At 44.7% G+C, this 26,074-nt stretch carries 21 protein-coding genes, 2 tRNA genes and 1 pseudogene; 15 read left to right on the forward strand and 9 right to left on the reverse strand.

Annotated features, from left to right (window positions below; all coding sequences use genetic code 11):
* The first annotated feature begins 235 nt into the window (after window positions 1-235).
* The 4 genes from JWG39_RS12290 (at window position 236) to JWG39_RS12305 (ending at window position 2,306) form a co-directional block, all read left to right on the forward strand.
* Window positions 236-1,015 (forward strand): putative hydro-lyase, encoded by a 780-nt coding sequence (locus tag JWG39_RS12290; protein WP_205219710.1) that lies wholly within the window; start codon window positions 236-238, stop codon window positions 1,013-1,015.
* Window positions 1,008-1,901, forward strand: coding sequence for a glutamate cyclase domain-containing protein (locus JWG39_RS12295; RefSeq protein WP_205219711.1), 894 nt, complete (start codon window positions 1,008-1,010; stop codon window positions 1,899-1,901). Before JWG39_RS12290 ends, JWG39_RS12295 begins: the two co-directional genes overlap by 8 nt.
* A gap of 73 nt (window positions 1,902-1,974) precedes the next feature.
* A complete protein-coding gene (locus JWG39_RS12300; protein ID WP_205219712.1) occupies window positions 1,975-2,133 on the forward strand; it encodes a hypothetical protein in 159 nt (52 codons plus the stop codon).
* 26 nt (window positions 2,134-2,159) lie between these two features.
* Window positions 2,160-2,306 (forward strand): hypothetical protein, encoded by a 147-nt coding sequence (locus JWG39_RS12305; RefSeq protein WP_205219713.1) that lies wholly within the window; start codon window positions 2,160-2,162, stop codon window positions 2,304-2,306.
* A 296-nt stretch (window positions 2,307-2,602) separates the two neighbouring features.
* Here JWG39_RS12305 and cimA read toward each other — a convergent pair whose 3' ends face one another.
* Window positions 2,603-4,207 (reverse strand): citramalate synthase, encoded by a 1,605-nt coding sequence (gene cimA, locus JWG39_RS12310; protein WP_205219714.1) that lies wholly within the window; start codon window positions 4,205-4,207, stop codon window positions 2,603-2,605.
* 269 nt (window positions 4,208-4,476) lie between these two features.
* On the opposite strand from cimA, the gene JWG39_RS12315 reads away from it, so the two are divergent.
* Window positions 4,477-5,184 (forward strand): FadR/GntR family transcriptional regulator, encoded by a 708-nt coding sequence (locus JWG39_RS12315; protein ID WP_205219715.1) that lies wholly within the window; start codon window positions 4,477-4,479, stop codon window positions 5,182-5,184.
* Window positions 5,185-5,352: 168 nt separating this feature from the next.
* Here the strand turns inward: JWG39_RS12315 and JWG39_RS12320 are convergent, their stop codons facing one another.
* Genes JWG39_RS12320 through JWG39_RS12340 form a run of 5 tightly spaced genes read right to left on the reverse strand, consistent with a single transcriptional unit; the run spans window position 5,353 to window position 10,027 of the window.
* Window positions 5,353-6,321: a lysylphosphatidylglycerol synthase transmembrane domain-containing protein gene (locus JWG39_RS12320; protein WP_205219716.1), complete on the reverse strand. Its 969-nt coding sequence runs from the start codon at window positions 6,319-6,321 to the stop codon at window positions 5,353-5,355.
* Window positions 6,318-7,049, reverse strand: coding sequence for an acyltransferase (locus JWG39_RS12325; protein ID WP_240192119.1), 732 nt, complete (start codon window positions 7,047-7,049; stop codon window positions 6,318-6,320). The genes JWG39_RS12320 and JWG39_RS12325 overlap by 4 nt, the downstream gene beginning before the upstream one ends.
* A 17-nt stretch (window positions 7,050-7,066) precedes the next feature.
* A complete protein-coding gene (locus tag JWG39_RS12330) occupies window positions 7,067-8,410 on the reverse strand; it encodes a TRAP transporter large permease (protein ID WP_205219717.1) in 1,344 nt (447 codons plus the stop codon).
* On the reverse strand, window positions 8,407-8,931 hold the full coding sequence (locus tag JWG39_RS12335; protein WP_205219718.1) for a TRAP transporter small permease subunit: 525 nt from the start codon (window positions 8,929-8,931) through the stop codon (window positions 8,407-8,409). The genes JWG39_RS12330 and JWG39_RS12335 overlap by 4 nt, the downstream gene beginning before the upstream one ends.
* Before the next feature lie 13 nt (window positions 8,932-8,944).
* Window positions 8,945-10,027: a TRAP transporter substrate-binding protein gene (locus JWG39_RS12340; protein ID WP_205219719.1), complete on the reverse strand. Its 1,083-nt coding sequence runs from the start codon at window positions 10,025-10,027 to the stop codon at window positions 8,945-8,947.
* A 283-nt stretch (window positions 10,028-10,310) separates the two neighbouring features.
* On the opposite strand from JWG39_RS12340, the gene JWG39_RS12345 reads away from it, so the two are divergent.
* From JWG39_RS12345 to JWG39_RS12365, 5 genes are all read left to right on the forward strand, one after another.
* The gene (locus tag JWG39_RS12345) at window positions 10,311-12,518 is read left to right on the forward strand and encodes an alpha/beta fold hydrolase (RefSeq protein WP_205219720.1); all 2,208 of its coding nucleotides are present in this window, start codon (window positions 10,311-10,313) and stop codon (window positions 12,516-12,518) included.
* A 62-nt stretch (window positions 12,519-12,580) separates the two neighbouring features.
* Window positions 12,581-12,656 (forward strand) — tRNA-Asn (locus JWG39_RS12350).
* Between the two features lie 70 nt (window positions 12,657-12,726).
* Window positions 12,727-12,804: transfer RNA gene (locus tag JWG39_RS12355), tRNA-Pro, on the forward strand.
* A 409-nt stretch (window positions 12,805-13,213) separates the two neighbouring features.
* Window positions 13,214-13,849, forward strand: coding sequence for an Eco29kI family restriction endonuclease (locus JWG39_RS12360; protein ID WP_205219721.1), 636 nt, complete (start codon window positions 13,214-13,216; stop codon window positions 13,847-13,849).
* A 7-nt stretch (window positions 13,850-13,856) separates the two neighbouring features.
* Complete coding sequence (locus JWG39_RS12365; RefSeq protein WP_205219722.1) at window positions 13,857-15,005, forward strand: DNA cytosine methyltransferase; 1,149 nt, start codon at window positions 13,857-13,859, stop codon at window positions 15,003-15,005.
* A 191-nt stretch (window positions 15,006-15,196) separates the two neighbouring features.
* Here the strand turns inward: JWG39_RS12365 and JWG39_RS12370 are convergent, their stop codons facing one another.
* A complete protein-coding gene (locus tag JWG39_RS12370) occupies window positions 15,197-17,665 on the reverse strand; it encodes a GGDEF domain-containing protein (protein WP_205219723.1) in 2,469 nt (822 codons plus the stop codon).
* A 382-nt stretch (window positions 17,666-18,047) separates the two neighbouring features.
* Here JWG39_RS12370 and JWG39_RS12375 point away from each other — a divergent pair, with 382 nt between their 5' ends.
* On the forward strand, window positions 18,048-19,094 hold the full coding sequence (locus JWG39_RS12375) for a PDDEXK nuclease domain-containing protein (RefSeq protein WP_205219724.1): 1,047 nt from the start codon (window positions 18,048-18,050) through the stop codon (window positions 19,092-19,094).
* Between the two features lie 259 nt (window positions 19,095-19,353).
* Here JWG39_RS12375 and JWG39_RS17130 read toward each other — a convergent pair whose 3' ends face one another.
* Window positions 19,354-19,620 carry a phage integrase N-terminal SAM-like domain-containing protein gene (locus JWG39_RS17130; RefSeq protein ID WP_369130618.1) on the reverse strand — a complete coding sequence of 89 codons (267 nt, stop codon included), beginning with the start codon at window positions 19,618-19,620 and terminating at the stop codon, window positions 19,354-19,356.
* Between the two features lie 670 nt (window positions 19,621-20,290).
* On the opposite strand from JWG39_RS17130, the gene JWG39_RS12385 reads away from it, so the two are divergent.
* Window positions 20,291-20,830 carry a hypothetical protein gene (locus JWG39_RS12385; protein ID WP_205219725.1) on the forward strand — a complete coding sequence of 180 codons (540 nt, stop codon included), beginning with the start codon at window positions 20,291-20,293 and terminating at the stop codon, window positions 20,828-20,830.
* 109 nt (window positions 20,831-20,939) lie between these two features.
* On the opposite strand, the pseudogene tnpA reads toward JWG39_RS12385, so the two are convergent.
* Window positions 20,940-21,173: pseudogene (gene tnpA / locus JWG39_RS12390) on the reverse strand (IS200/IS605 family transposase); the annotation flags it as partial.
* A gap of 313 nt (window positions 21,174-21,486) precedes the next feature.
* Here tnpA and JWG39_RS12395 point away from each other — a divergent pair.
* The 3 genes from JWG39_RS12395 (at window position 21,487) to JWG39_RS12405 (ending at window position 25,767) form a co-directional block, all read left to right on the forward strand.
* Window positions 21,487-22,047 carry a hypothetical protein gene (locus JWG39_RS12395; protein ID WP_205219727.1) on the forward strand — a complete coding sequence of 187 codons (561 nt, stop codon included), beginning with the start codon at window positions 21,487-21,489 and terminating at the stop codon, window positions 22,045-22,047.
* A gap of 139 nt (window positions 22,048-22,186) precedes the next feature.
* The gene (locus JWG39_RS12400; RefSeq protein ID WP_205219728.1) at window positions 22,187-24,172 is read left to right on the forward strand and encodes a GTPase domain-containing protein; all 1,986 of its coding nucleotides are present in this window, start codon (window positions 22,187-22,189) and stop codon (window positions 24,170-24,172) included.
* Window positions 24,169-25,767 carry a LeoA/HP0731 family dynamin-like GTPase gene (locus JWG39_RS12405; protein WP_205219729.1) on the forward strand — a complete coding sequence of 533 codons (1,599 nt, stop codon included), beginning with the start codon at window positions 24,169-24,171 and terminating at the stop codon, window positions 25,765-25,767. Before JWG39_RS12400 ends, JWG39_RS12405 begins: the two co-directional genes overlap by 4 nt.
* Window positions 25,768-26,074 lie beyond the last annotated feature (307 nt).

Genomic DNA, 26,074 nt, shown 5'->3' on the forward strand with positions numbered 1-26,074 from the left:
GCAGAGTATTGCTGTTGTTCTATCTTTACTCTTTGCGCTGTTCGTGAAAATTCGTGTCTATTCGTGGTTACAAATTGCAAAAGGAACCACGAATGGACACGGATAAACACGAATTATTATCCATTTGTAATCGCCAAAAAAGATGTCGACGCAGTTGCGTTCTCTGGTCAGTAAAAAATGTGATTGATATTATTCGATGTCCCCTTATTTCTTGAAAACTCTGAAGAGGAGAAAAATGACCTCAGTAACAACCCCGGCCGAGTTCCGGAAGAAGATCGCCAGCGGTGAGTTCAACGCACCCACCGCCGGATACTGTGATGGTTTTGTTCAGGCCAATCTGCTGGTGCTGCCCGGGGAATATGCCGGACATTTCGAGGCGTTTGCCCGGGCCAATGCCGCGCCGGTACCGGTACTGGAAATTGTAAAGGGCGGGTATCGCAGCTCGGTACTGGCGGACGGGGCCAATCTGCTCAATGAACTGCCCTCCTACGATATCTTCGAGAACGGAGAGCGGGTGGCACGGACAGCGGATATGGAAAAATACTACTCTGAGGATATGGTCTTCTTCCTCATTGGCTGCAGCTTCTCCTTTGAGGCCCGGATGGTGCAGGAGGGGATTCCTCTACGCCATGTTGCTCAGAAGATTAACGTGGCCATGTATGACACCAGCCTGCCGCTGACGCCGGTGGATATCTTCCACGGCAACATGGTGGTTTCCATGCGACCCATCCGTCGGGATCTGGTGGCAAAGGCCTGCGTTGTCACCAGTCATTTTCCCAGGACCCATGGAATGCCGGTGCAGGTGGGCTCTCCGGAGATGATTGGCATTACAGATATCTCCCGGCCTGATTACGGCGATCCCGTGGAGATTAAAGCAGATGAAATTCCGGTCTTCTGGGCCTGCGGGGTGACACCGCAGAATGTGCTGCGCAGTATCAAGATCCCTTTCGCCATTACCCACTCACCGGGGTACATGTTTGTGTCGGACCGCAGAGACAGTGAATATTATGAATAAGACCGTTGACGATGTCATCCTTTCCCGTTCAACACGCGGCATGGACAAGCTGTATGCCCGTTACCCCCAGCCCTGGTGCCGCCGTGCGGCGGAAGCCTTTCTCGCTCTTGACCGTGGCCGGGTCTTTATCTATACAGGATTTCTGGCTGGGGAGAGAGGGGAGACGGACGGACCCGTTGGTGCCTTTTTCCTCTATCAGGGCATGGTGAAGCTGGGCTGGTCGCCGATGATCCTGACCGATTCCTGCTGCAACGGCTACTTTTCTGAATGTGAGACGCTTTTCATTGAGAAAGGGGAGGATGATGACGCACGTCTGCAAGAAATTCTCCACAGGTATGAACCCGTAGCCCACCTCTCCATCGAGAGACTTGGCCATGATGGAGCAGGGCAGTATCTTAATTTCAGCGGGAAAGATCTCTCAGAGAGCACTCCCCGGCTTGATCATCTCTTTGAGCTGGCACAGACGCCAACCTTTGCCATCGGCGACGGCGGCAATGAGGTGGGTATGGGTAATTTTGCCGAGTTTCTGCCGAGTCTCGGGGTGACTCCCTGCGTGATTCGCAGCGACTTTCCGATTGTCGCCTCCGTTTCCAACTGGGGAGCCTATGGTCTGCTTGCCGAGCTGGAACGAGACAGCGGGGAAGAGTTACTGCCGGATTTTGCCGAGGTGGAAGAGTATCTCCAGAAGATAGTTTCCTGCGGTGCAGTGGATGGCATCAGTGGCAAAAATGAAATGTCGGTGGACGGTAAAGGCTATCTGGTAGACTGTGAGGTGCTGCGGGAACTGCGGGAGGTGAGGCAGGGAGACGGAAGACAGGAGACGGGAGAAAGGAGAAGGGAGACAGGAAAAAGCAAACATACACGCCATATTGTCACCACGGGGTGATAACGGTGACCTTACACATCATTGGTGAAAAATTGCCACAACAGTGATTCCAGCAATGATGTAGAGACAAGGCATGCCTTGTCTACACGGTGACGATAAACGTTACGGTAACGGTGCAACCGTAACCGAATACGAAACACCGATAACCCGCGAAAAATACACGCCACATTGTCACCACGGGGTGATAACGGTGACATTACACATCATTGGTGAAAAATCGCCACAACAGTGATTCCAGCAATGATGTAGAGACAAGGCATGCCTTGTCTACACGGTAACGATAAACGTTACGGTAACGGTGCAACTGTAACCGAATACGGAACACCGATAACCCGTGAAACATACACGCCACATTGTCACCACGGGGTGATAACGGTAACATTACACATCATTGGTGAAAAATAGCTACAACAGTGATTCCAGCAATGATGTAGAGACAAGGCATGCCTTGTCTACACGGTGACGGTAACCGTAACAATAACGGTGGAATAACACGGTGGAATGATTTGTAACGAATGGATAAACAGGATGTAAAAAGAGCCTTTCTTAATAGAAATGGTCTAATCGTGCGAAAAAGGGCATTTTTTATAAAAGCGTAACTTCTTAAAGTTTTTCGCTGTTCCGTCTTTTGCTTTTCCCTGTCTCCCGTTTCCCGTCTCCTTTCTCCCTTTTAAATCCACCAATACAAAATGGAAATGGTATTACTCCTCAAGGGCCCGCTGTTCATCCTTCATGAGCTTATAGCTGACAGCGTCAATCAATGCCTGCCAGCTCGCTTCAATGAGGTTTTCCGAGACCCCGACGGTGCCCCAGTGCATGTAGGGATCTTTGCTTTCCACCAGTACCCGCACCCGGGCCTGGGTGCCATAGTCGCCGGAAAGAACGCGAACTTTGTAGTCGGTAAGTTCCATCTCTTCAATAGAGGGGTAGAAGACAGTCAACGCCTTGCGGATTGCCTGGTCAAGGGCATTGACCGGACCATCGCCCATTGCGGCGGTGTGCATCTCGCGGCCGCCTACCTCGATCCGGATGGTGGATTCGGTGAGGGGGCTTTTGTCCATGCGGTACTTGTGGTTCATTATCCGGTAACCGTCAAACTTGAAATAGGTGCGCTGCATGCCGAGAGTGCGCCGCAACATCAGCTCGAAACTCGCCTCGGCACCTTCATATTGAAAGCCAAAGCTCTCCAGTTTTTTCAGTTCACTCATGATGCTGCTAATCATCGGATCGTTCGCCTTCAGCTGCAGCCCCCACTGTTTCGCCTTGAGCAGGATGTTGGCTTTGCCACTCTGGTCGGAGATTAATACCCGGCGATTGTTGCCTACGACTTCCGGCTTGATGTGTTCGTAGGTGAGCGGATTATGTTTCACTGCGCTGACATGAATCCCACCCTTGTGGGCAAAGGCCGATTCGCCCACATAGGGCTGAAATCGCCAGGGCTGGAGGTTGGCCAGCTCGTTAATGAGACGGGAGACGGTATAGAGGCGGTTGATATGTGGTTTGGGGCCGCAGTCATAACCCATCTTCAGCACCAGCGCGGGGATAATTGAAGTGAGGTTGGCATTGCCGCAGCGCTCACCGAAACCGTTGATGGTTCCCTGCACCTGCTGTATTTTGCCGGTGGCGATGGCGACAAGGGCGTTGCCGACGGCAGTCTCAGAATCATTGTGGGTATGGATGCCGAGGGGTGTGACTATGTCTTTTTCTTCCAGGAAACTGCTGAGCTCCTCAATGATCGATGTGATCTCCTGGGGCAGACAGCCGCCGTTGGTGTCGCAGAGGATGAGTCGCTCCGCGCCGCCGCGTACAGCCGCTTCGATGGTCTGCAGAGCATATTCACGGTTGTTCTTGAAGCCGTCGAAAAAGTGTTCGGCATCGTAGAAGAGCTGGTCAACCTGTGGTTTCAGCCAGGCGAGACTGCTCTCAATGATATCAAGGTTCTGTTGGAGGGAGATACCAAGAGCCTGAGTGGCATGGATATCCCAGCTTTTGCCGAAAATGGTCAGCACCGGGCATTTGGCAGCGACAAGTGCCTGAAGATTGGCATCTTTCTCCGGGGTGTTTTTGATGTGGCGGGTGGAACCGAAGGCCGCGAGTTTCGCGTGGGAGAGCGTTTCCTTGCGAATTTTTTCAAAAAACTCTTCGGAGACCGGGTTGGAGCCGGGCCAGCCGCCTTCAATATAATCAATGCCGAAGTCGTCGAGGGCGCAGGTGATCTTCAGTTTGTCAGAAACAGAGATGTTGAAGTTTTCTGCCTGGGTGCCATCACGCAGGGTTGTATCGTAGATCTCTATAAATGTGCTCATCAGGTGTCCCTCGTTAAAAAAAAGATGTAAACCGGCAGATTACGTTTTTTACCTTGAGAATGCAAGAGGCAACAGAATGAAGGTATAATCTTGCAACCTATGGTTTTTTGGATTACCATTAGACCAATGGCGATGACCCAATCTCAGGGTCTTTTCAGTGCAGGTTCAGCAGAAAAAGGGTTTCTGGGCGTATAAAGCAGTTGCTGTTTCCCTGTTATTCCGTGACTGACCTGTTTTTTTTTAAACCTTAATATAAACACAATGCAACTATGAGTTTGAAACCAATCAAGCCGAAACGTATTTCCGATCAGGTCTTTGAGCAGCTCCGTGAACTGATCTACAGAGGTACTTTCAAACCGGGGGCGCAGATTCCACCCGAGCGTGATCTTGCTCAGTCCATGGAAGTAAGCCGGACCTCGGTGCGGAACGCCATCAATAAACTGGTTACCCTGGGACTGCTGGAACACCGTCAGGGGCAGGGTACCTTCGTCAGTTCACCCGAGAGCCGTGAGGGGAATCCCCTTGTTGCTGCTATGGGAGCGGAGGAAGCTTCCATCGACGATCTGCTCGAAGTGCGGATGGGGCTGGAGTGCAACTCCGCCATGCTTGCAGCTCTTCGGGCATCGGAGGTTGATATCAATGCCATGCGCAAAAATCTTGAAGACATGGAAGATGAGCTGCGGATAACTGATAAAATTTCACCGGAATCGGATGTTGCCTTTCACATGGCTATTACCTTTGCCACCCGAAATCCTGTGATCATTCATCTGATGCGCAGTTTCTACGATTTTCTCTTTGTCGGGATCAAGACCAACCTGGTTCATCTTTACCTTGAACGTCCGATGCTTGACGAAGTAATGCTGCAGCATCGACGGGTCTTCAATTGCATCGAATCCCGTGATGCTGACGGTGCACTCGAAGCGATGAAAGCGCATATCCTCTTTGTAAAACACTTTTTCAAGAAGAAACAGTTCTGAGATTTTCCTGGCTGAATTTCCCCGATTTCCCTCTATTTTATGGAAGTCGGGGATTTTTTTTGACCAGAAAAAGCAACTGCATAGACATCTTTTGCTTTTTCCTGTCTCCCGTCTCCTTCCTCCCGTCTCCCCTGTCTTTGAATCCGCCAATACAAAATGTAAACAAAATTATTCCGTCGGGGGCTTTTTGCTTTTATCCTGGGTGAGCAGACGGTGGAGGTAGACAAGTCCTCCACAGGTTGAATAGCTTATGGTCAGGGCTAAATAGAGCAGGGCAAGAGAGCGGGTCTGCAACTCGCCCATACCGACACTGCCGAAAAAGAAGATATACCCGGCGTCGCGCAGGCCGATGCCGTTGATGGAGATGGGCAGGGTTTCGAGCAGGGTGACGAGGGGAACGAACATGCAGAAATAGATAAAACCGGTGTGGCAGTGGATAATCTGTGACAGCATGTAGACAACAATGCAGACAGAGAACTGGAAAAGAAAGGAGAGGAGTATGGCCCGGATGAGAAGTTTGCGGTCCGCACTGTACACCGAGACCGAGAGCAGCAGCTTGTCAGCCAGTCTGCGGATAAGGGGAATATTATTAAGGCGGCAGATGGAGAGCACGGCGTTGAAGGGCTTTTGGGCAAAGAGGGCCCAGAGCCCCAGCAGCATTGCCCCCAGCAGGCCCAGCGGGATGAGGAAGAACCAGGGGTTGCCGAAGCGGGAACCCACCAGCATGGAGCTCACGACGCCGAGACAGACCATTGCCAGAAGTCCGGAGAGACGGTCTGCGAGTACGGAGACAGCGGTTCGAGCTGTCTGCTGACTGCGACCGGCCACATCGACAATGCGGTAGGAGTCTCCCCCGATATTGGAAGGGAGAAACATATTGTAGAAGCTGCCGATCATATAGGTGGCGGTGAGGGTGGAGAGCGGCAGGTCGATGTTGTCACTCTGCAGAAACATGCGCCATTTGGCTGCGGAAATCACTGTGTTAATGAGAACCAGTGCGGCAATGGGCAGCAGCCAGAGAAAATTGGCTCCGGCGAGAACCGCAGCCATGTTCTCAAGGGGAATCTTGCGGTAGAGCAGGAAGATCAGGCCGAGACTGATGAGGAATTTGGCTGCTGTGAGGAGTCGTTTTTTCATTCTCCGCGCCTTTTCACAACCTTTGCCGGGATACCAAGGCAGACGGCGTTTTCCGGTATCGATCTGGTGACCACTGCACCGGTTCCGGCAATGGAGCCGCGCCCCATCTTTACCCCGCCGAGTACGCTGACATTGGCACCAAGCCAGACGTTGCCTGCCAGCTCGATACCGCCATCATTGCGGATTCCCTGTTCGCGAATCAGTTTTTCGAGATCGTCGATGTTGTAACTGCCTCCGGCAATAACCAGACTGCGCTGGCCGAGGATACAGTCTTCGCCGATGACCACCGGGCAGCCGTGGGTGGACTGGACAATGGCCTGAGTATTGATTCCGGTGTTGGCCCCGATGGTGATGGAGCCCTCTTTGCAGGAGAGGGTGATGTCGTTGGAGAGCATGACGTTGTCGCCCAGCTCTATGGCCCGTTCACCTGTCCCGCGGCCATCGAGCACACACCTTTCACTTATCACCACCGCGTGGCCGAGAAAGATCCGGCCCGGTCGGCGCAGGATGATGCCGGAGGCGAACATGCAGCCACCACCGCAGGCTCCGAAGAGGCGGGGCCAGAACAGCTTGCGCAGGACGATGCCGAGGGCTCCCGGAATGGGGGAGAGCAGCATGCACCATTCAAAGTAGAGCAGTTTGCCGAGTCCGCGGCTGCCCACCATTACATCTTGATATTTGCCGAGGGGAGAACCTTTTCCGGCGACTGTATCATGGGTTTTACTCATCGTGTTTTTCCTGAACCTTATTCGAGAAAGGGTTTAAAGCCATATATCCCAGGGAATATCACCAGCGAGATCAGTACCAGTATCTGCAGGAAGATAAAGGGGATAACTCCCTTGTACATATCCGTAGTCTTCAGGCCCGGCGGGCAGACTCCTTTCAGAAAAAAGAGGGAGAACCCGAACGGAGGCGTGAGGAAGCTGGTCTGCAGGTTCATGGCAATGAGGATGGAGAACCACAGCGGGTCAATGCCAAGTCTGGCGGAGATCGGCAGGATGATTGGAATGACGATATAGCTGATTTCGATGAAATCAATAAAAAAGCCCAGCACCATGATGGTCAGCATGGTGAGGAAGATGAAAGTCCATCTCTGGCCCGGCAGGGCGAGGAGGGCGTCTTCAACAATATAGTCCGCACCACTGTAGATGAAAACCATGGAGAAGGCGGTCGCACCGATGAGAATGGCAAAGACCATGCCGGTGATCTTCACCGTGGTAAGAGAAGCCTCTTCCACAATCTTCCAGTTCAGGCGGCGATAGAAGGCGGCGAGGACCGTTGCTCCGATGCAGCCCACCGAGGCTGATTCTGTGGGAGTCGCGATACCCATGAAGATGGAGCCGAGGACCAGCAGTACAAGGGTCAGCGGCGGGATGATGGCGCGGAGAGCCTCAAGCAGGTTGGCTGCTTTCGTCCCCTCGTGCATGGGCATGGCCGGAGCGATGTCCTTTTTCACAAAGGAGATGAAGAGGATATAGAGGATATAGAGCACGATAAGCGTGACGCCCGGGCCGACGGCTGCCTGGAAGAGATCACCGACCGGCTGCTGAAAGACATCTCCGAGAACGATGAGCACAATGGATGGGGGGATAATCTGCCCCAGTGTTCCTGAGGCGCAGATAACGCCGGTGGCGAGCTGCTTTGAGTAGCCGTATTTAAGCATGACCGGCAGGGAGATAACTCCCATGGCGACAACAGAGGCGCCGACCACGCCGGTGGAGGCGGCAAGCAGGGCGCCCACCAGAACGGTGCTCACCGCAATTCCGCCACGCACCTTGCCGAACAGGGTCCCCATTGCTTCAAGCAGGCGCTCGGCGAGTCCTGATTTCTGCAGGATAATTCCCATAAAGATGAAGAGCGGCACAGCCATCAAAATGGTGTTGCGCATGATGTAGAAGATGCGGAAGGGCATCATCGAAAACATCTGAAAAAATTCGGAGCTGATCCCGACAAGTGACATATCGGGCCACATCTGCAGGATAACGGCGGCGATTCCGAAGAAGATGGAGACAGATCCGAAGGTAAAGGCTACAGGATATCCTATGGCCAGTATCAGCAGGGCTGCGCCGAACATGATAAGGCCAATCATTTTTTCACCTCTCCGGCCACCCGTTCTGCACGGTAAAGATTGATATTCTGGATGAGATATCCAAGAGAAAAAAACAACAGCATTGCGAAGGCAGCGGGTATCAGCCCCTTCACCATCCAGCGACAGGGCAGTCCGCCTGGATCGTCAGAGATCTCACCGATCTCCCACGCATCATAGACGAACTCAAAGGAGCCGAAGAAGATAAGCAGAGCAAGCGGGATAAGAAAGAAAATTGTGCCGAGGATATTCACCATAGCTCTGGTCTTCAGAGAATATTTCTGATAGATGAAGTCGACCCGCACATGCCCCTCAGTCATGAGAGAATAGGACATGGCAAAGAGGATGAGGACGGAGAAGAGATGCCACTCCATCTCCTGCATGCCGACTTTTGAATTGTGAAAAAAATAGCGCATGACCACATCTGCAAAAACATTGAGGGTCATCAACAGCAAAATGAAGATAAGTATCTTCCCGAGGAGACGATTGAGTCGGTGGAAGATCAACTCGGCTTTAATTAACATGTTGCTTCTCTCCTCACTCCTGCACCGCTTTAGATGTTTCAAGGTAGTAGAGGGTTGAGTTGTTTGTCCATTCTCTGGCCTGTTTCATATAGGCATTTTGAGAGTCCATGATCTCTTTGAAGAGCGGATCCTTTGCAGCGTACCCGTTCATGACCTCATCTGTGGCTTGTTTCATCGCCTTGAGAACCGGTGTGGGGAAGGTCATGATCTTAATTTCCGGGTGCTCTTTCTTCATCTGCTGCCATCCCTTGACGTTGGCGTCAAAATTCTCCACATAATCCTCAAAGTTCACCTGCTGTATTGCTGATTTGAGAATGGCCTTATAGTTTTCTGGCAGGCGGTCAAACGCCTGCTTGTTGACGAGAAACTGCAGGTCGGAAGCCGGTTCATGCCAGCCGGTGTAATACCAGGGAGCAACCTTGTGAAAGCCCATCTTCAGGTCCATGGCCGGTCCAACCCATTCGAGGGCATCGATGGTGCCACGGTCAAGAGAGGTGTAGAGCTCTCCGGCGGGGATGTTGGTGACGTTGACACCGAGTTTGGCAAACACCTCTCCGGCGAGACCGGGGATTCGCATTTTCAAACCTTTCAGGTCGTCCACTGTTTTGATCTCTTTTTTGAACCAGCCACCCATCTGAATGGAGGTGTTGCCACCAGGCCAGGAGTAGACGCCAAACTTACTGTAGAGTTTCTGCTGCAGGTCGATGCCGCCGTTAAACCACATCCAGGCGAACTGCTCTTCCGCAATCATGCCAAAGGGCGTGGTGGTGAAGAGAGTGGCGCTCGGGTCTTTGCCTTTCCAATAGTAGGAGGCTGTGTGGCCTATCTGATACTGACCGCCCTTGACCATATCAAGAATGCCGAGGGGCGCTTTATGCTTTTCCGCTCCTTCCACACGAATTACAAAATTACCGTCGGTCATATTGCTGACCAGTGTGCTCAGTTCCACGGCTGCATGAGCCAGGGGGGCGAGGGTGGAGGACCAGGTTGTGGCCAGTTTCCAGCGGACCTTTTTCTGCTTCGCGTCGGCGTTGACGGCTGGAGTAAGGGCAAATAACGCTGCGGTGAGGATCAGCACAGGGGTTTTGAATTTCATGACAGTCTCCTGAAGGAATGAAGGACGCCTGTCAGCATTTCTCTTCTGAAACAACTGCGCTCAGGGGTCCGGTAAAATAAGGCGAATACACAGAAATAAACACACCAACATAACATTTTCTGCATAAAAAAAAAGGAGCGACAGAAAACAGCTTTTGCCGTACTTCAGGCCGGTCCATTTCCGTTCTTTTTGAAGGGTTTTCTGCCGGGCTCCCGCTTGACGCTCCCGGACCTGAGGAGTAAACTCTTTCCTTTAATTTACTTGTCATTTCACTGGTGGCGACATGAATCCCAGCGCATATTTTACAAGCAGTATTGCCTTGAAAACCCTCTCCGTTCTGGCGAAAGCCAGGGTGGTCGTTGAGGGAAAAGAGAATGTTCTCTCTGCCGGGCCCTCCATCTATGCAGTGAATCACTTCACCTGCCTTGAAACTCTGCTGTTTCCCCTCTGGTTGCATCAGCTTTCCGGTAATCCTGTATTTTCTCTTGCCGCGCGTGAACTTTTCGAAGGTGGACTGAAGGCGTTCTTTGACCTTGCCGGCGTTGTCTCTACTGAAGACCCGGCACGGGACGGAAAGATTATCCGCTCACTTGTCACCGGTGAGGCCGACTGGATCGTTTTTCCTGAAGGGCAGATGGTGTACGACAAGAAGATCATGTCCGCAGGGCAGTATTCGATCGTCGGCAGTAACGGTGAACACGAACCGCATCCCGGGGCGGCGATGCTCACCATGCGGGCGGAGCTTTTTCGCAGTTATCTGCGCGGGGTGATGGAGAAGGAACCCGAGCAGTTGCCCGGACTGCTTCAGCAGTTTGGCATTGAAAAAGAGACGGAAATCAGTCGCCGGCGTATCTCAGTGGTTCCGGTAAATATCACCTGTTATCCACTGCGTGCTGCCCGTCGGATAGAATCAAATCTTATGCAGCGCTTTATTCACGGAGCACCGGACAAGGTGATGTCAGAGGTCCTGGCGGAGAGTGCTTCTCTTTTTGCGGGCATGGACGTTACGATTCGTTTCGGACGACCAATCAGGGCTTCTGAGTATGTGGATGAGAGCTGGCTGCTGGATCTGCCCGCTGGCAGGAACCTCAATTTTCAACTCGCAGAGCATTATCTCCCGGCGGTGAAGAACGTGGCGAAGGAATTTCGCCAGCATTATATGGAGGCAGTCTACACCTCCGTTTGCGTCAACACGGATTCCCTGCTCGCCACTCTCCTGCGCCTTACTCCCCGGGAGCGGATCAGCGAGGATCAGATGTGCCGTCGCCTGCTTTATCTTATGCCAGGGCTGCGCAAACTGGGGAGGCGTCGTCTCTTCCTCCATCACACGTTCAGAAAATCCCAGTTCCACCTGGTTACTGATGACCGGTTTCAGCGGGTCTTCAACTTTTATACACTCTGTGAAGAGCAGGGGGTAATTGAGCGGCACGGAGGATATCTCTATAAAAAAGCGGAGATGCTCAGTTCACCGTTCAATGGGCGATACGGAAAACGGGATAATCCTGTGGAGATCATGGCCAATGAAGTTGAACCCCTCGCCGCTCTGCAGCGTTTCGTGCGCAGAGTGGCGGCGATGCCCGATTTTGTGGTGAACTTCCGGCTGGCCCGGCAACTGGTTCACGAGCAGACAAAGATTTACCGCAAGGCTCGGAAACGAAGCGGCAGGAAGGTGGAATCCGAGGTTGCGCTGAATGGTTCTCCGCAATGCCTGCCTGGTGTCCGGCGTATCGGCCTGCTGCTGATTCACAGTTATCTCGCGGTACCGGCGGAGATGGCCGGGCTGGCGAAGTTTCTCAGGCGGCACGGTTATCCTGTCTATGTGGTGCGCCTGCCTGGTCACGGCACCTCAGTGCGGGATCTCATTGGCCGCCGGTATGAGGAATGGGTGGAGGCGGTGGAGGCGGGGTACGCCATTGTCAACTGCATGGCACGAGATGTGGTGGTCTGCGGGGCTGGAGTGGGAGGGTCTCTTGCCCTTGAACTTGCCTCAAGGGTGAAGAAGGCAGCGGGAGTATTCGCCATCTGTCCCCCCTTTGAATTGAGTGACTACTCGAATAAATTCATGCCTGAACCGGATGCCTGGAGGCAGCTCCTTGCCCGTTTTGTCCGCTCAGGGAGTTCTTCGGAGATGATGGAGTTCAGCCCTGGGAATCCGTGGATCAACTACCACTGGAATCCGGTGACAGGGATCGCCGAAGTAGGGCGGCTGCTCACAGATATCAGGAGTTGCTACCGAAAAATCGAACAGCCGGTGGTTATCCTGCAGAGTGACTATAACCCGGTGGTGCGTCCGCAGGGATCGCTTGAGCTGTATGAATGGCTGAACTCACAGAAAAAGGAATTCTGCACGGTTTCAGAGGATAATCATGTGCTGGTGGACAGCGATGACCCTTCGAGAATTTTCCGCAAAATCCTCGCTTTCCTCGGGGAAGTTTCTGCGCAAAAGAGGGAAGAGAGAAAAAAGAAGGAAGAAGACTCGAAAAATCGTTGACAGCTTCACGCTGGCCGTATATATTCCCGGGCTACATCAAACGACACACACACAGTTTGTGTTCCTCGGTAGCTCAGTTGGTAGAGCGGGTGGCTGTTAACCACCTTGTCGGCGGTTCGAATCCGTCTCGAGGAGCCATATTTTAGGAAAAAGACTCATTCGTGGGTCTTTTTCTGTTTTTGCAGTTTGTATCTTTTTTACATATTGTCGGGGCGTAGCGCAGCCTGGTTAGCGCGCCTGCCTTGGGAGCAGGAGGTCGGGCGTTCGAATCGCCCCGCCCCGACCATTGATTTTAAGCACCTTCAGCTTTTTGCTGAAGGTGCTTTTTTGCGTTTTGGGGGTGGGAAAAAAAAGGGAGACGGGAGAAAGGAGACGGGAGACAGGAGACAGCAAAAGGCTCCGCAGAGACGATCAATTTTACATCCTTTTTATCCATTCGTAATCGCCAAAAAAAATGTCCAGGCAGTTGCGTTCTCTGGTCAGTAAAAAATGTAAATGGTATTATTTGTGGAAGTCTGGAAGGGTCTGCAGACATCGTAGAGATGACCAATTTGGGCATCCTGTGTTGCCCTGGGTGAATTTAGGTTTTTTTTCCATAATACCTATGATAAAATCATATTATGGCCGTTTTTTCATGTATTAGACTTTTATAATTGTGAAGACAATAATGTCGCTACTGTTTAGAACTGGAATCTATGATTAAATTTGACAGAGAAAAACATGTATATCAGTCTCAAGAATTCGAAGAGTTAATAAAAGATACAATTCGATTCTTTAACGGTACGCCTGTTCACACTCTTCCCCCACCAGAAAAATTTTATGGCACCGGCGTTTATGCAATCTATTATATAGGTAAATTTCCACAGTATAAAAAGATTTATGAGCAAAATAGAATGTCTTTTAACCATCCTGTTTATATAGGAAAAGCCGTACCGACTGGCTGGAGACAGGCCAGATCTATTCATGCTATAGGCGAAAAAACTTTTGAATTACACACAAGACTGAAAGAGCATTCAACAAGTATTTCACATGCTTCAAACATTGAGAACAAAGACTTTAGATGTCGATTTATGATTTTAGAGAACGATGCCAGCAGCATGATAGGTACAGTTGAAGCAGCACTGATCAGATTTTATACTCCTCTGTGGAACTCCTCAATTGACGGTTTTGGGAACCATGATCCAGGTAAAGGAAGATATAACCAGGCAAAATCTGATTGGGACGTGCTGCACCCTGGTCGACCATGGGCAGAAAAATGTCAAGGTGTACACTCAACAGGAGTATCAGTAAAAGAAAATATTGCGACATATTTTACCAAATTTAAAGAGTAATTACAGTATGTTAAATAGTATTGAAATTTTTTCTGGCGCAGGTGGTCTGGCTAAAGGTCTTGAGCTTTCAGGTGTCAACCATAAGGCATTTGTTGAATTGAATTCTCAGGCGTGTAAAACATTACGTGAAAACTACGCGAAAGAACTTGTTCATGAAAGTGATATTGAGATATTCAATTTTCAAGATTTCAAAAACATTTCAATTATCGCAGGGGGGCCACCGTGCCAGCCCTTTTCTCTCGGGGGGAATCATAAAGGAAATTTAGATAAAAGAGATATGTTCCCCTATGCAATAAAGGCAATTCAGGAACTTACTCCAAAAGCTTTTATTTTTGAGAACGTTAAGGGGTTATTACGTAAGTCATTTGCATCATACTTTAACTATATTATTCTTCAACTCTCATATCCAGAGATGACCAAACGTCCTGATGAAAAATGGCTCGATCATCTTAAAAGATTAGAGAAAATTCATACCGCAGGTGTTACCAATTCGCTAAGATATAACGTCGTTTATCGACTGGTTAATGCCGCAGATTACGGAGTTCCACAAAAACGAGAAAGAGTAATTATCGTTGGCATAAGAAATGATTTGAATTTGTCTTGGAGTTTTCCCCAGCCAACTCATTCTGAAGAAAGTTTACTCTGGAGTCAATTCGTTACAAAAGAATATTGGGACAGGCATAATATTAAAGATATGAGTAACTCATCGCTTACTGCAGGCATTCTTCAAAAAACAAAGAAACTTAAACAAAAATACAGCCTTTTCACTCCACCTCGCAAACCCTGGCGCACAGTCCGAGACTGTATTGGGAGTCTTTCTGCTCCCCGCGAGGGAGAGTCAAAAGAGTACAGTGATCATATCTTCAGGCCAGGAGCAAAAGTATATCCTGGCCACACTGGGAGTCCTTTGGATTTGCCTTCAAAAACAATCAAGGCAGGAGGACATGGTGTCCCAGGAGGTGAAAACATGATGTGTTTTCCTAACGGAAAAGTCAGGTATTATACGACACTAGAGGCAAAATTAATCCAAACATTTCCTTTAGATTACAAAATTACGGGTGTGTGGTCTGAAGCTATGAGGCAAATTGGAAATGCTGTTCCTGTAATGCTGGCAAATATTATTTCCAAAAGTCTTGTTAAAGAATTAAACAGCTAATAAAATTAAGGGAATTATAACAACTCTTTACATTTTGTATTGGCGGATTCAAAGACAGTGGGACAGACGCCAAAATTGGGCGTCTCTACGATGTCGGGAATCTGTTTTACGGGTATTGATTGTGCAGATCCGGATGCAATCCCGCCGTTATCCATAATGGTGTTGCACTTATTGTACTGATCCAGCACTCATTAGTAATCCTCTTCTGTCCAGAGGTCGGGGGTAAATCGGATCGTACGATTTCTGCCTGTCTTTTTTGCCTCGTACAAGGCAACATCGGCAAATTTGATAACCTTGTAAAAGGAGTCTCCATTCGTTGGATATTCAGCTACACCAAGGCTGATTGTTTTGTGGATTTTTTCTCCGTTAGGAAGGGTTATCTCGGTTTTTTCAACACTTGTCCTGATTTTTTCGGCGAGAATTTCACTGGAGTTTTCCTCGACGTTAGGGAAAATCAGAAGAAATTCTTCTCCCCCGTAACGCACAAGGAGGTCAGATGACCGGATTTCTTTTTTCATTACTGCAACAAGTTCTTTGAGGACTGAATCTCCGGCCTGGTGACCATATTGATCGTTAACCTGTTTGAAAAAATCCAGGTCAGCCATTATAAATCCTATGGTCTTTTGTTCACGTTTGGCCAGTGGTTCATATTGCTCAATATACTCATTTAAAAAACGTCTATTATGAGAATGCGTGAGGGGATCGCGCATGGCCTGTTCTTTAGAAGCATCGATGAGACGAAGTGACGTTAGAATCGGGGCCAGTTCTTCCAGGTATTTTCGGATAATAATTATCTGGTCGGTGTAGTTATTCAGCTCCATTTTGGGAATCATGAAAGAAAATACATTGCCCGTCTGACCTCCCATTATCTGGGGGATACAGAACCGGTAATACTTTGAGTGATCACAGTTGAAATATGGGCAGAGAACAGGGTTGTTTACCGAGGATATTTCCTCACTCATACGTTTTGCCCTGCATCTTTCAGGGTTCAGCATTACATTTGCCTTGCAGAAGGAAAGTTCCGGATGACTGTCAAAGGCAGAGGTCATTCTGTTATCACTTGAATTTACCTCAAACATGATGAAATATGTGAGTGAAAATGTATTTTCAAAAATATATCGAAGCTGATTGTACACTTCCTCTTTGCTGGCAACACCCCGAATATCCCGACTGAAGGATGTTAATTTCGCCATTTGTTCGAGTCTCATGGCGATATCATCAAGAGATGGGTGGGATGAATCATGGCTGGTCCTGAGTACCTCGGAGAGCAGATTGCCGCTTTTAATGAGAAAGACACTCCATAGTCGCATCATTGTATTGATGACATTACGCATTTCAGAGATCTCATCACCTTTTCTCATGGCATAGACAGGGCAATTTTGGCATGTGTTGTATTTATTCAGGAAGATACAGGTATTCCGCCATGCGGGAGATATCGCCTCGGATCCTGTTTCAAGATAACATACTAATGACGGATTTTGATACACAGGACATTTCTCATTCTGGCAGTGAAGTACGTCCAGGCAGTAGACATGGTCGCTTTCAAATCTATCGGCAAAATCATTGCTGTGAGATGCTATTATAATTTTCTTGAGCCGGGTGAGAAATGTTTTCAGCCGGTTCAGGTAAAAATAAAGGAGAAGGATTATAAAGGCAGTGATAATAAATGATGGGGCTGCAGTTTTAAGTATCTGGATTGTTTTTATCGTAGTATATTTAGATGTATCCAGAACGATAACTATGCCGCCTTTCTTTTGGTTGGAATTAATCTCAAGGGGAATAAATTGGAAGGCAGTAGTATCATCTATACTACTCTTTATGCATGGGTTGATCTGGGCCAGTAATTCACGAAGCTGGTTGTCCATGGATGCTGAATACTGAAAAATCCAGTGAGATGTTTGAAGTGAATCAAAAGGCTGGCAACATAGAGTGGTATTTTTTTGCAGTACATTTTTTTCCTGTGTATCTTCCAGCATCACCGCAGTGATAATCCGGGTCTCAGGACCAAGTGAAACAGAGCTCAAAACTTCATTGAGCATCACCCTGACTTCTATGATCCCCCCTTTACTCTTTTCTGACACGGGATTGTTTTTTGTGATGGCGGAAAAGGCCCTTAAAATCAGTCCGTTACTGGACATACTTACCAGTTGATGATTTCTGCCTTGCACTATGCTCTGGATACGTGCCGGGGAATGATCCTCATCGTGTACTTTAATATTTGAACTTTGGGCTATGGGTTTGTAGTTATTATCGTACAGGATATATCCCAGAGATGTCAGATTGTTGTCGAGTCTTGTCTGGTTGATAACCGGAACAAGTATATCATCAATGGCTGTAGTGGCTATATTTTCGGTATCGGATGTTTTGATAATGGTTGACAATACCGTAGCTTCTACTGAGAGAATCTGTAAAAAATTTTTAATGACAAGCTGAACTTCACGGGAATCATGTTTAAGTTCTGATTGTATGTATTTTTTGGTATTTATATCCTGGAAGTGTGAGGCGACAAGGATGGTGACCAGAAGGAATATGCATAATAACGTTGTCGGCAGGTATAAAAATCGGCTGGTAAGACTCCAGTTGCTGGCAGTGAGAAATTTGTCCAGATTACTGCGAATTTTGTGTATCAACTCAGAAGGACGTTCATTTAGTTTTGTCATGGGAAATTTAAGGGGGCTATTGTTATTAAGAAGGCTCATGTTGCGTTTCGGTGTCATAACCTGGTAAAAGAAGGTTTTCCTTTTACCAACTACTGAAAAGAGTCCAACAATATGAAGATAAACATATAGACCATGATAGATAAAACTTGTAAGTGTTTGTAATTGTTACTATGGATTTTTCAAGGTTTACGAAAAACAACCGTAACCTATTGATATTAAAATGAAAAGAAAAAAGAAATAATCCTGTAAAATCAAGTAGTTATAAATTGGCTTCGTAAACTTTTTTTAGCCTTTAGTAATGATTTCAGCATATTGTACAGTCAGATACAGGAAGGTGAGAAGCTGGATGCGGTGATCCGACAGAATCTGGAGGTGTTAGGATATGGGGAGTAATCTGACCCAGGACAGTGACTATCTGGAGTGGTTGAAAGAGCTTAAAAAGAAAGTCCGGCAATCCCAACTCAAAGCAGCCGTAGCAGTGAATACGACATTGCTGGAGTTTTATTGGGATTTGGGGGCTGATATCGTTGAAAAACAAAAAAACAGCTCGTGGGGCAGTGGATTCCTGAAATGGCTCAGCCACGACCTCATGTCTGAATTTCCAGATATGAAAGGGTTTTCCAAAAGGAATCTAGAACAGATCCGAAGATGGTATCTTTTTTACAGTGAGGCTGGCCCAATTGCGAAGCAGCCTGCTACGCAATTATTTTCTATTCCCTGGTGGCATAATGTAGTTATTGTCAGCAAATGCAAAACAACCCCAAAAGCCTTCTTTTACATACAGAAAACCATCGAAAATAACTGGAGTCGGAGCGTTTTGACGCACCAGATTGAAAGCGGTCTTTATGAAAGAGAGGGGAAGGCTATGACCAATTTTCGCACGACCCTTCCGGCGCCCCAATCTGATCTTGCCCAACAGATCCTCAAAGATCCATACAATTTCGATTTCCTGACGCTGACAGAAGATTATAACGAACGAGAGCTTGAACAGAATCTGATACAGCATATTACAAAATTTCTTTTAGAGCTGGGAGCCGGATTTGCCTATATAGGAAAACAGGTGCCAATTCAGGTGGGCGAGCGTGATTTCTTCCTTGATCTTCTCTTTTATCACACAAGGCTTCACTGTTACGTGGTCATTGAACTCAAAATAGTAGATTTTGAGCCGGAACATGCGGGCAAACTCAATTTTTACATCAAAGCGGTTGATGAAACGCTACGAAAAGACGGAGACAACCCCACCATAGGTATTTTGCTGTGCAAGAACAAAGACAGAGTAGTGGTTGAGTACGCGTTGAGTGATATCCACAAACCCATAGGTGTTTCAGAATATCAGTTGACACAGGCCCTTCCTGAAAATCTGAAATCAAGCCTGCCATCCATTGAAGAGATAGAAGCAAAGCTGAGTGGAGGGTTTGAAGATGAGTAATACCAATCACATTTTGTATTGACCAGAGAACGTAACTGCGTAGACATCTTTTTTGGCGATTACAAAAGGATAAACAGGCTGTAAAATTGAGCTCATGGTAGAAACACCCGTTGTGCTGGAGACGCCCAAATTGGTCGTCTCTACAAAGACCTTTTGCTTTTTTCTGTCTCCCTTTTCCCGTCTCCCGCCCCTGCCTTTGAATCCGCCAATACAAAATGTAAATGCTATAATCCATCGATCAGTATACGCGGCAGGAAGGTTACTCTCTCTTTTCCACCACGGACAAATATTTGGTCTTGTCCAAAATCGATGTCTTGTATTCGAAAGCGAATGCACTCCATGAGGCGTATCCCTGACCCATATATTTTGGGTGGCATTTTTTCCCATAAAAATAGATATATCGTAAAATCCACTGGCAATATGTTTTTTCTGTTAAGCGCGCATAATGAGAGTATCTCAGGGGCTCACGCACTTGATCCATCAGTTTGAGCTGAGAGTATGGAATGAATTTTAGCTTGTTTTCCATTATAACCGTGATAAGATCAGATTATATGGAAAAAATGGAAGATCAGCTATTCCCGGAGTAAAACCTTGTAAGTGTTTGTAATTGTTACTATGAACCCTTCAGGGTTTACGAAAGACAATCGTAACCTATTGATATTACAATAAAAAACAAAAAAGAAAGAATCCTGTAAAATCAAGCATTTAGAAATTTTCTTCGTAAACTTTTCTTAGTCTTTAGTAATGATTTCAAAATATTAGGTCATTTCGCTCCGGGAACTGCTGATGGAAGATAGAAGTAATAACTGGACATGATTTTCCATTTTTCACCTTTAATACAAAATATAGTGGCAAAAAAGTCTATATATAGGTTGATATTATGGACTTTTTCCACTTAACCCACTGTTAAATGAGACCGCTCTGCGGCCTCATTTAACGGGGCTTGCAATCGAGGATTGCCTAGGAGCCTGTCCGAGAATGCACTTTTGCCCAAACTTCTCGTTATTTTAAAAAACCAATGCTCGTAATATCAACTATATAACTGTGCTTGTTTTGTGAAAATGCCTCGATTTTGGATAGAATGCCTATTCTCAGACAGCCTCTTAGCGGCTTATTGCAAGCCCCGTTAGATTACCTAAGTTCCCCCTCCAAAAAAAAATATTAGGATCAAAAAACTTAAAGACAAGTAGGAAAATATGATAGATAAAATTACTGATCTAAAAATAGTTAAGTACTTGAGCTTCTTTTTTATTATTGTCAGCATTATAAATGCTGTAATTTTTACAATTAATTGGTTTAGCCAATTGTCATCGCCAATTACTTTGATACAAGGAATATTCTTCTCAACAATAATGACATACGGCGCTATTATTGTAGCAGGTTTTACATCACTATTGGACCCATTTTATATGTTTGAAGAGATGGGTATTTTGCCTTCATATATTTCTCTTTCCCTTTGTTTTGTATGGCTGTTTTTCGTTTTTTTTATTACTTTTTTCGGGAAAAACGAATTACAAGATGATCTTTTTTTTGTGATGTTTTCCTTGTCATCTATAACTAATGGTACTTTTTGGATATATTTTGCGTGGACTACTAATGATAATTACAGTATTATATCGACAGGTCTTCCAAATAAAGATTCTCAGTTAACTTTTATTTACTGGGGAATTGGTGCAATAGTTTTAAACATAGTATCGCTATTAGATGCAACTGGAGTTCTTGACCTAAATAAGTGATACTCCTCCCGCAGAGCGGGAGGCCTCAAAAAGCCCCCTTAAAGGGGGCATTCACGTGAGGATAGCCCCATAGGGGCTTTGTTAATTCAATTTAGCCAAATAATTCTAACTACTGTTTGTCCGCCTTTTCTTTTCCGCGTATATATTTACGGACGGTGGCTTCGTCCAGCCCAACTGTGCTTACGCAATAACCTCTGGCCCAAAAATGCAAGCCGGTCACCCGCTTATTTCCTGCTTTGCGATGGATACGTACTGCACTTTTGCCTTTCAGAAATCCTATCACAAAGGCGATACTGTGTTTCGGCGGCACTCGCAGGCACATATGAACATGGTCCACCATTAACAAATTTCCCCTGTGGCAAGACTATCTTCGGAGGAAGAACCTATCTCTATTTACCCCGCATCGGTAGAACCTTTCCGGGTCCTCCACTAGAAGTGGAGGGTTTATGAATAACTAACTAACGAATAAGGTTAGATCGTGAGAGCGGAGCAAACTACAGCGGTTCCCGGGCACCCCTGAAACGCAGCAATAGCGTAGTTTTTCAAAAAAGTCTTCGTAAACATTTCAGGAGTTAAGGTAAAATTTCCCTTGACATATTGATGCAATTGTAATCGTCTTTTTGTAAGTAATATTAAAACCTTACAAGGAGGATGCAATGTCCAGTTACATAAAAGCAATTATAAAAAGACACAAACGAAAAATGGCCCGAACTGAAGACATCAAACTTCGCCAACACCTGAATGCCGACGCGCTTATTAAAGATATGCACACCGGTTTTGCAGGGATTCGTGACTATCGTACAGGTACTGTTACCCACACTCTTGCCGATTCACTTATGGCCGGTTTTGCCATGTTTTCGCTAAAAGACCCCTCGTTACTCGTTTTTGATCAACGGAGATTTCGTAGTCCTCAGAATCTTATGACCATCTATGCGATGGGCAGTATTCCCCGCGATAGCTCAATGCGGGAGATCCTCGACGGAGTCGATCCTAATGATCTCCCGCCACTGTTTAAGGAAGCCTTCCGGAAATTGCAGCGCGGTAAGATCTTGGAAAAATTTGTCTTTATGGAAGGCTGCTATCTCCTCAATCTTGACGGCACAGGTTATTTTTCCTCGGATTTCCGACATTCTGATGCCTGCCTCGAAAAAAAGCATCGGAAGAGCGGCAAGGTCATGTATTATCTTCAAAATGAGACCGCTACGCGCTCCAATTAACCACGCAATCAAGCAGAATTTGGTTGCGATTAAAATAAAAAAATCACTAACGATAGTTGAAATATTAAAAATATACTGAAAATTGTCCAGCCACCGGCTTCTCTCGAAAGTCGGAACGTTAGCCCCTTAGAAGGAACCAATGGAATCACAATACAAACAAAACATCATTAATTCTGTATCTGATTTAATACATTCATTGAATAGCATAGAAAACCTATCATTGGACAATGTTAAAGATGAGAAATTGATAGAATCATTTGAAAATATTCGAGGGGTTATCTTTAAAGGTATTTCAAATATTAAACATCATATTGAAATATTATCAACAGTGGCCGAATGGGGCAGATTAAATGTTTCATTTTTTGGCGAAACGAATGCTGGGAAAAGTACAATTATCGAATCGTTGATAAATGGAGATGGGAGAAGCATTGGAGAAGGGTACAAAGACTTTACAAAAACAGTAAATAAAATAGCATATAAAAACATAAACTTAATGGATATGCCTGGTATTGAAGGCCGAGAGCATAAGGTAATAAAAAATATCCATAAATCAGTCAATAAATCCCATGTAGTTTTTTATGTGGTTGGTACCAATAAAGAACCTGAAGAGCAAACAATATCAAAAATCAAGAATTTTTTAAAAGATAATGTGAAAGTGTATTCGATAATTAATGCCAGAGGTAAGCCAACTATTTATAAATATAAAAAAGAATTGAAAGATAAAAATACATTAATTGTAGAAAATAGAGTCAGAGAAAAGTTCGCTGATTTATTGGATGGTAATTATGCAGGAAATGTAGTTGTTAATGGCTATTTGTCCTTATTGAAAAATAATAGACTTGAACAAAGATTTAAAAATGATAAAGAAAAAGCAATAGGTATATTTGGCAATGAACATGCAATCGAAAAGTTTTCAAATATCCAAGATGTCAATGCAATAATAGATAATTTGGGTAATGGTAAACATGATGAAATCATAATATCTAACACATATAAATTTTTAAAAAGTTTTGGGGTAATTTTATCTAAAATATTAAGAGAGAAGAAAAACTTTGATTCTTTTATCAAAGAGACAAATAGCTTAACCTCTAAATATTTGGATGATGTGGAAAGTATCATATTAAAGTATGAGTCTGAAATTCATTCAAGTTTAGATGTTAATATCAATAGAATGAGAGTTGAGCTTAAGAAAACAATAAACAAAATTATTGATAATGGTGGCGGTGAATCATCAATGAAATCAGAGTTAGATACTGTAAAACAAAAGCAGTCAAAAAAAATAAATGAAGAGATAACAACGCTACTTTCTTCGATGAAAGATGAAATTGAAGAGAAAATAAAAGAGTTTAAAAATAGGATATCTTTGCAGACGGGATTTTTAAACTTAAATGGAGATTTTAATCTTGAAAGTATTCTTGAATCATTAGAAATTAGTTTTAAGTATGTCTTGGGACAAATTGTTGATGTTGGTTTGTCAGTATGGGGGGTAGTTCTAGTATTTGCTATTAACCCAATACTGGGTATCGTTTCTGGAGTATTGGCATTATCTCGAAAAATATGGGATTGGTTTTTTAGTGATCCAGATAAAAGAAAACGAGAAGCTAAAAGTAAGTCTGCAAAAAAAATAGATTCATTAATAAATGATATTGAAAAGAAAATAAAACCTGATCTCGAAAGAAAACTTCGTAAGATAAATAGCAATACTAAAAAGCCCGTTAAACAATTACAAGAGAGCATGAAGGGTATCAAAAATATTAGTTTATCAATTGATAAGAAAATATCAGAAATAAAACTATCTCAATCAAATTTGAGTTTACTACTTATGAAAGAGTTTCTTGGAGAGAATATAATTTTTTCATATATTGATTTACAGTTGTCCGAAGCTGTTGCTGTTGGTTATTCTGTAAATGAAAAAGCAAAAGTTTATTTAAAGAAAAAATTTAGAATAAAAGATATAAATCTATATTCATCATATACTGAATGGTTGAGTAAAGCGGGATCGAAAAAAGGAACAGATATTTTTATTGCTAAAAATGAATTTGATTTTAGGGCAGTAAACGCCGTTTCTTTGTGCAAGGAGAGCGGAATACAGTTTAAAATAGTAACAAGGAGTGAAAATATATGAGCGTAAATATCAATCAAGAAAAACAGCTTATTATTGACAAATTAAAGTCTCTAAGAAATAAATTACTTGGAGTTGAAAAAGGCTTTAAAATTGATTTGTCGGAACTGATAAGTAAAGTGAACCAAGCGATTAATAATGTCGAAGATGACGTGTTTTCAATCGCATTTTTTGGTGCTTTTTCTGATGGAAAATCAACGATATTATCAGTTCTTTCAAATAATCTTGACATTAAAATATCCCCGGAACCGACAACAGATAAAATACAAAAATATGAATTGGGCGATTATCAAATTATAGATACGCCAGGTCTGTTTTCTGAAAATTTAATCCACGATGACTTAACAAAAAAATATATATCAGAAGCAAATATAATTATCTACACGGTCGATCCTGTAAACCCATTAAAAGATTCCCATTTGTCAACAATTAGGTGGATTATGTCTGATCTAAAAAAACATGAATCTACTGTTTTTGTAATCAATAAAATGGATGAAGTTGCTGATTTAGAAGATGATAATGACTTTGATAAAAATGCAGAAATAAAAAAAGAAGTTATTTCAAGAATCCTCAGAGAGGAAGTTGGGATTGATCAGAAAAATAGAATTATTTGTGTGGCAGCAGACCCTTTTGAATTAGGATTAAGCTACTGGAAGAATAACACCGATTACAAAAGACTATCAAGAATTGATAGTCTTGAAAAAATGATTTTAGAATTCAAATCAACTTATAAAAATGAATTGATTGTAAAGGCGGGTCTTAGTGTAATTCGTGATGCGAGTGCTTGTGTTATTTTGGAATTAGATAAAATAAAAATAACATTGGTTTCTGAAGTTGACTTGTTGAAAAGTCAAATCGAGGAATTTAATAGTCGTGTTAATGTATTAGAAGGAGACATAAACCGAAGTTATATTAATATCAAAGAGGAATGTATTTCATTGCGTGAAGACGTTTTACTCGAAATAGATTCAGTAAGTACTATGATGGAATTAGGTGAGGCTGTTCAAAAAAGGTTAGGAGAAGATTGCTATATCCTACAAGAAAAGATTGATTTAATAATTAGAAAGCATACAGGCAATTTACTTACTGAAAGTAAAGAAGTGTTTGAATCGTTGGAAGAATCTCTTTTTTATCATTCCAATATTCAAAATGAAATTATTGGAAAATTATCAGATACGGGTAAATCTGTGGTTAAAGGAATGTTGGGAGATCCAACACGAAAAATCGCTGATGCCGTTATTAAAGCAAGAGATTTTTTAAAAATACCATTTAAATTTAAACCTTGGGGTGCTCTTAAATTTGCAAAATTTTTAAAGGTAATGCCAGTAGTTATGGAATCTCTTCAATTAATTGTTGGAGTGTGGGGAAAATTAAAAATTGATAAAAAGAGAAGTGAGGTTAAAAAAGAAATGGAAACGGCCTTCAAAGGTCTAATTCAAAACATTACGCTTGAGAAATATACTGATACCTATTTCCCCTTTGTATCAGAAACACGTAATGTTCTTGCAACTATAGAAGAAAGTAAGATAGAAATTCAAGGCACAATAACAAATCTTGATAAAATAAGAAGAGAAATTAATATTGAATTATTGGACTAACGAATAAGATTAGATCGTGAGAGCGGAGCAAACCAGGATCTGAACCGTTTGTTGGACAAGCCCGGTTATATATATAGAAAAGAGCTTTTTGGGTTTGAGGATTCTGGATTAAACAGAAGTGAAGTACAGCCTGTTCCTTTGCCAATCTCTCAAATTTTGGGGAAAAATGTTCTACTACATCTTATATTTCGCACTTTGTGAAAATATTATTCCTAATACCCACAGATGCTCTCGGCATGGTTAGGTCAGGACTCTCTTTTTTTTCAGCAATTCTGAAATGCTGATCTACTTGCAGAAACTAACCGTA

Origin of the sequence: Desulforhopalus vacuolatus (genome assembly GCF_016918505.1) — a bacterium.
Lineage (GTDB): Bacteria > Desulfobacterota > Desulfobulbia > Desulfobulbales > Desulfocapsaceae > Desulforhopalus > Desulforhopalus vacuolatus.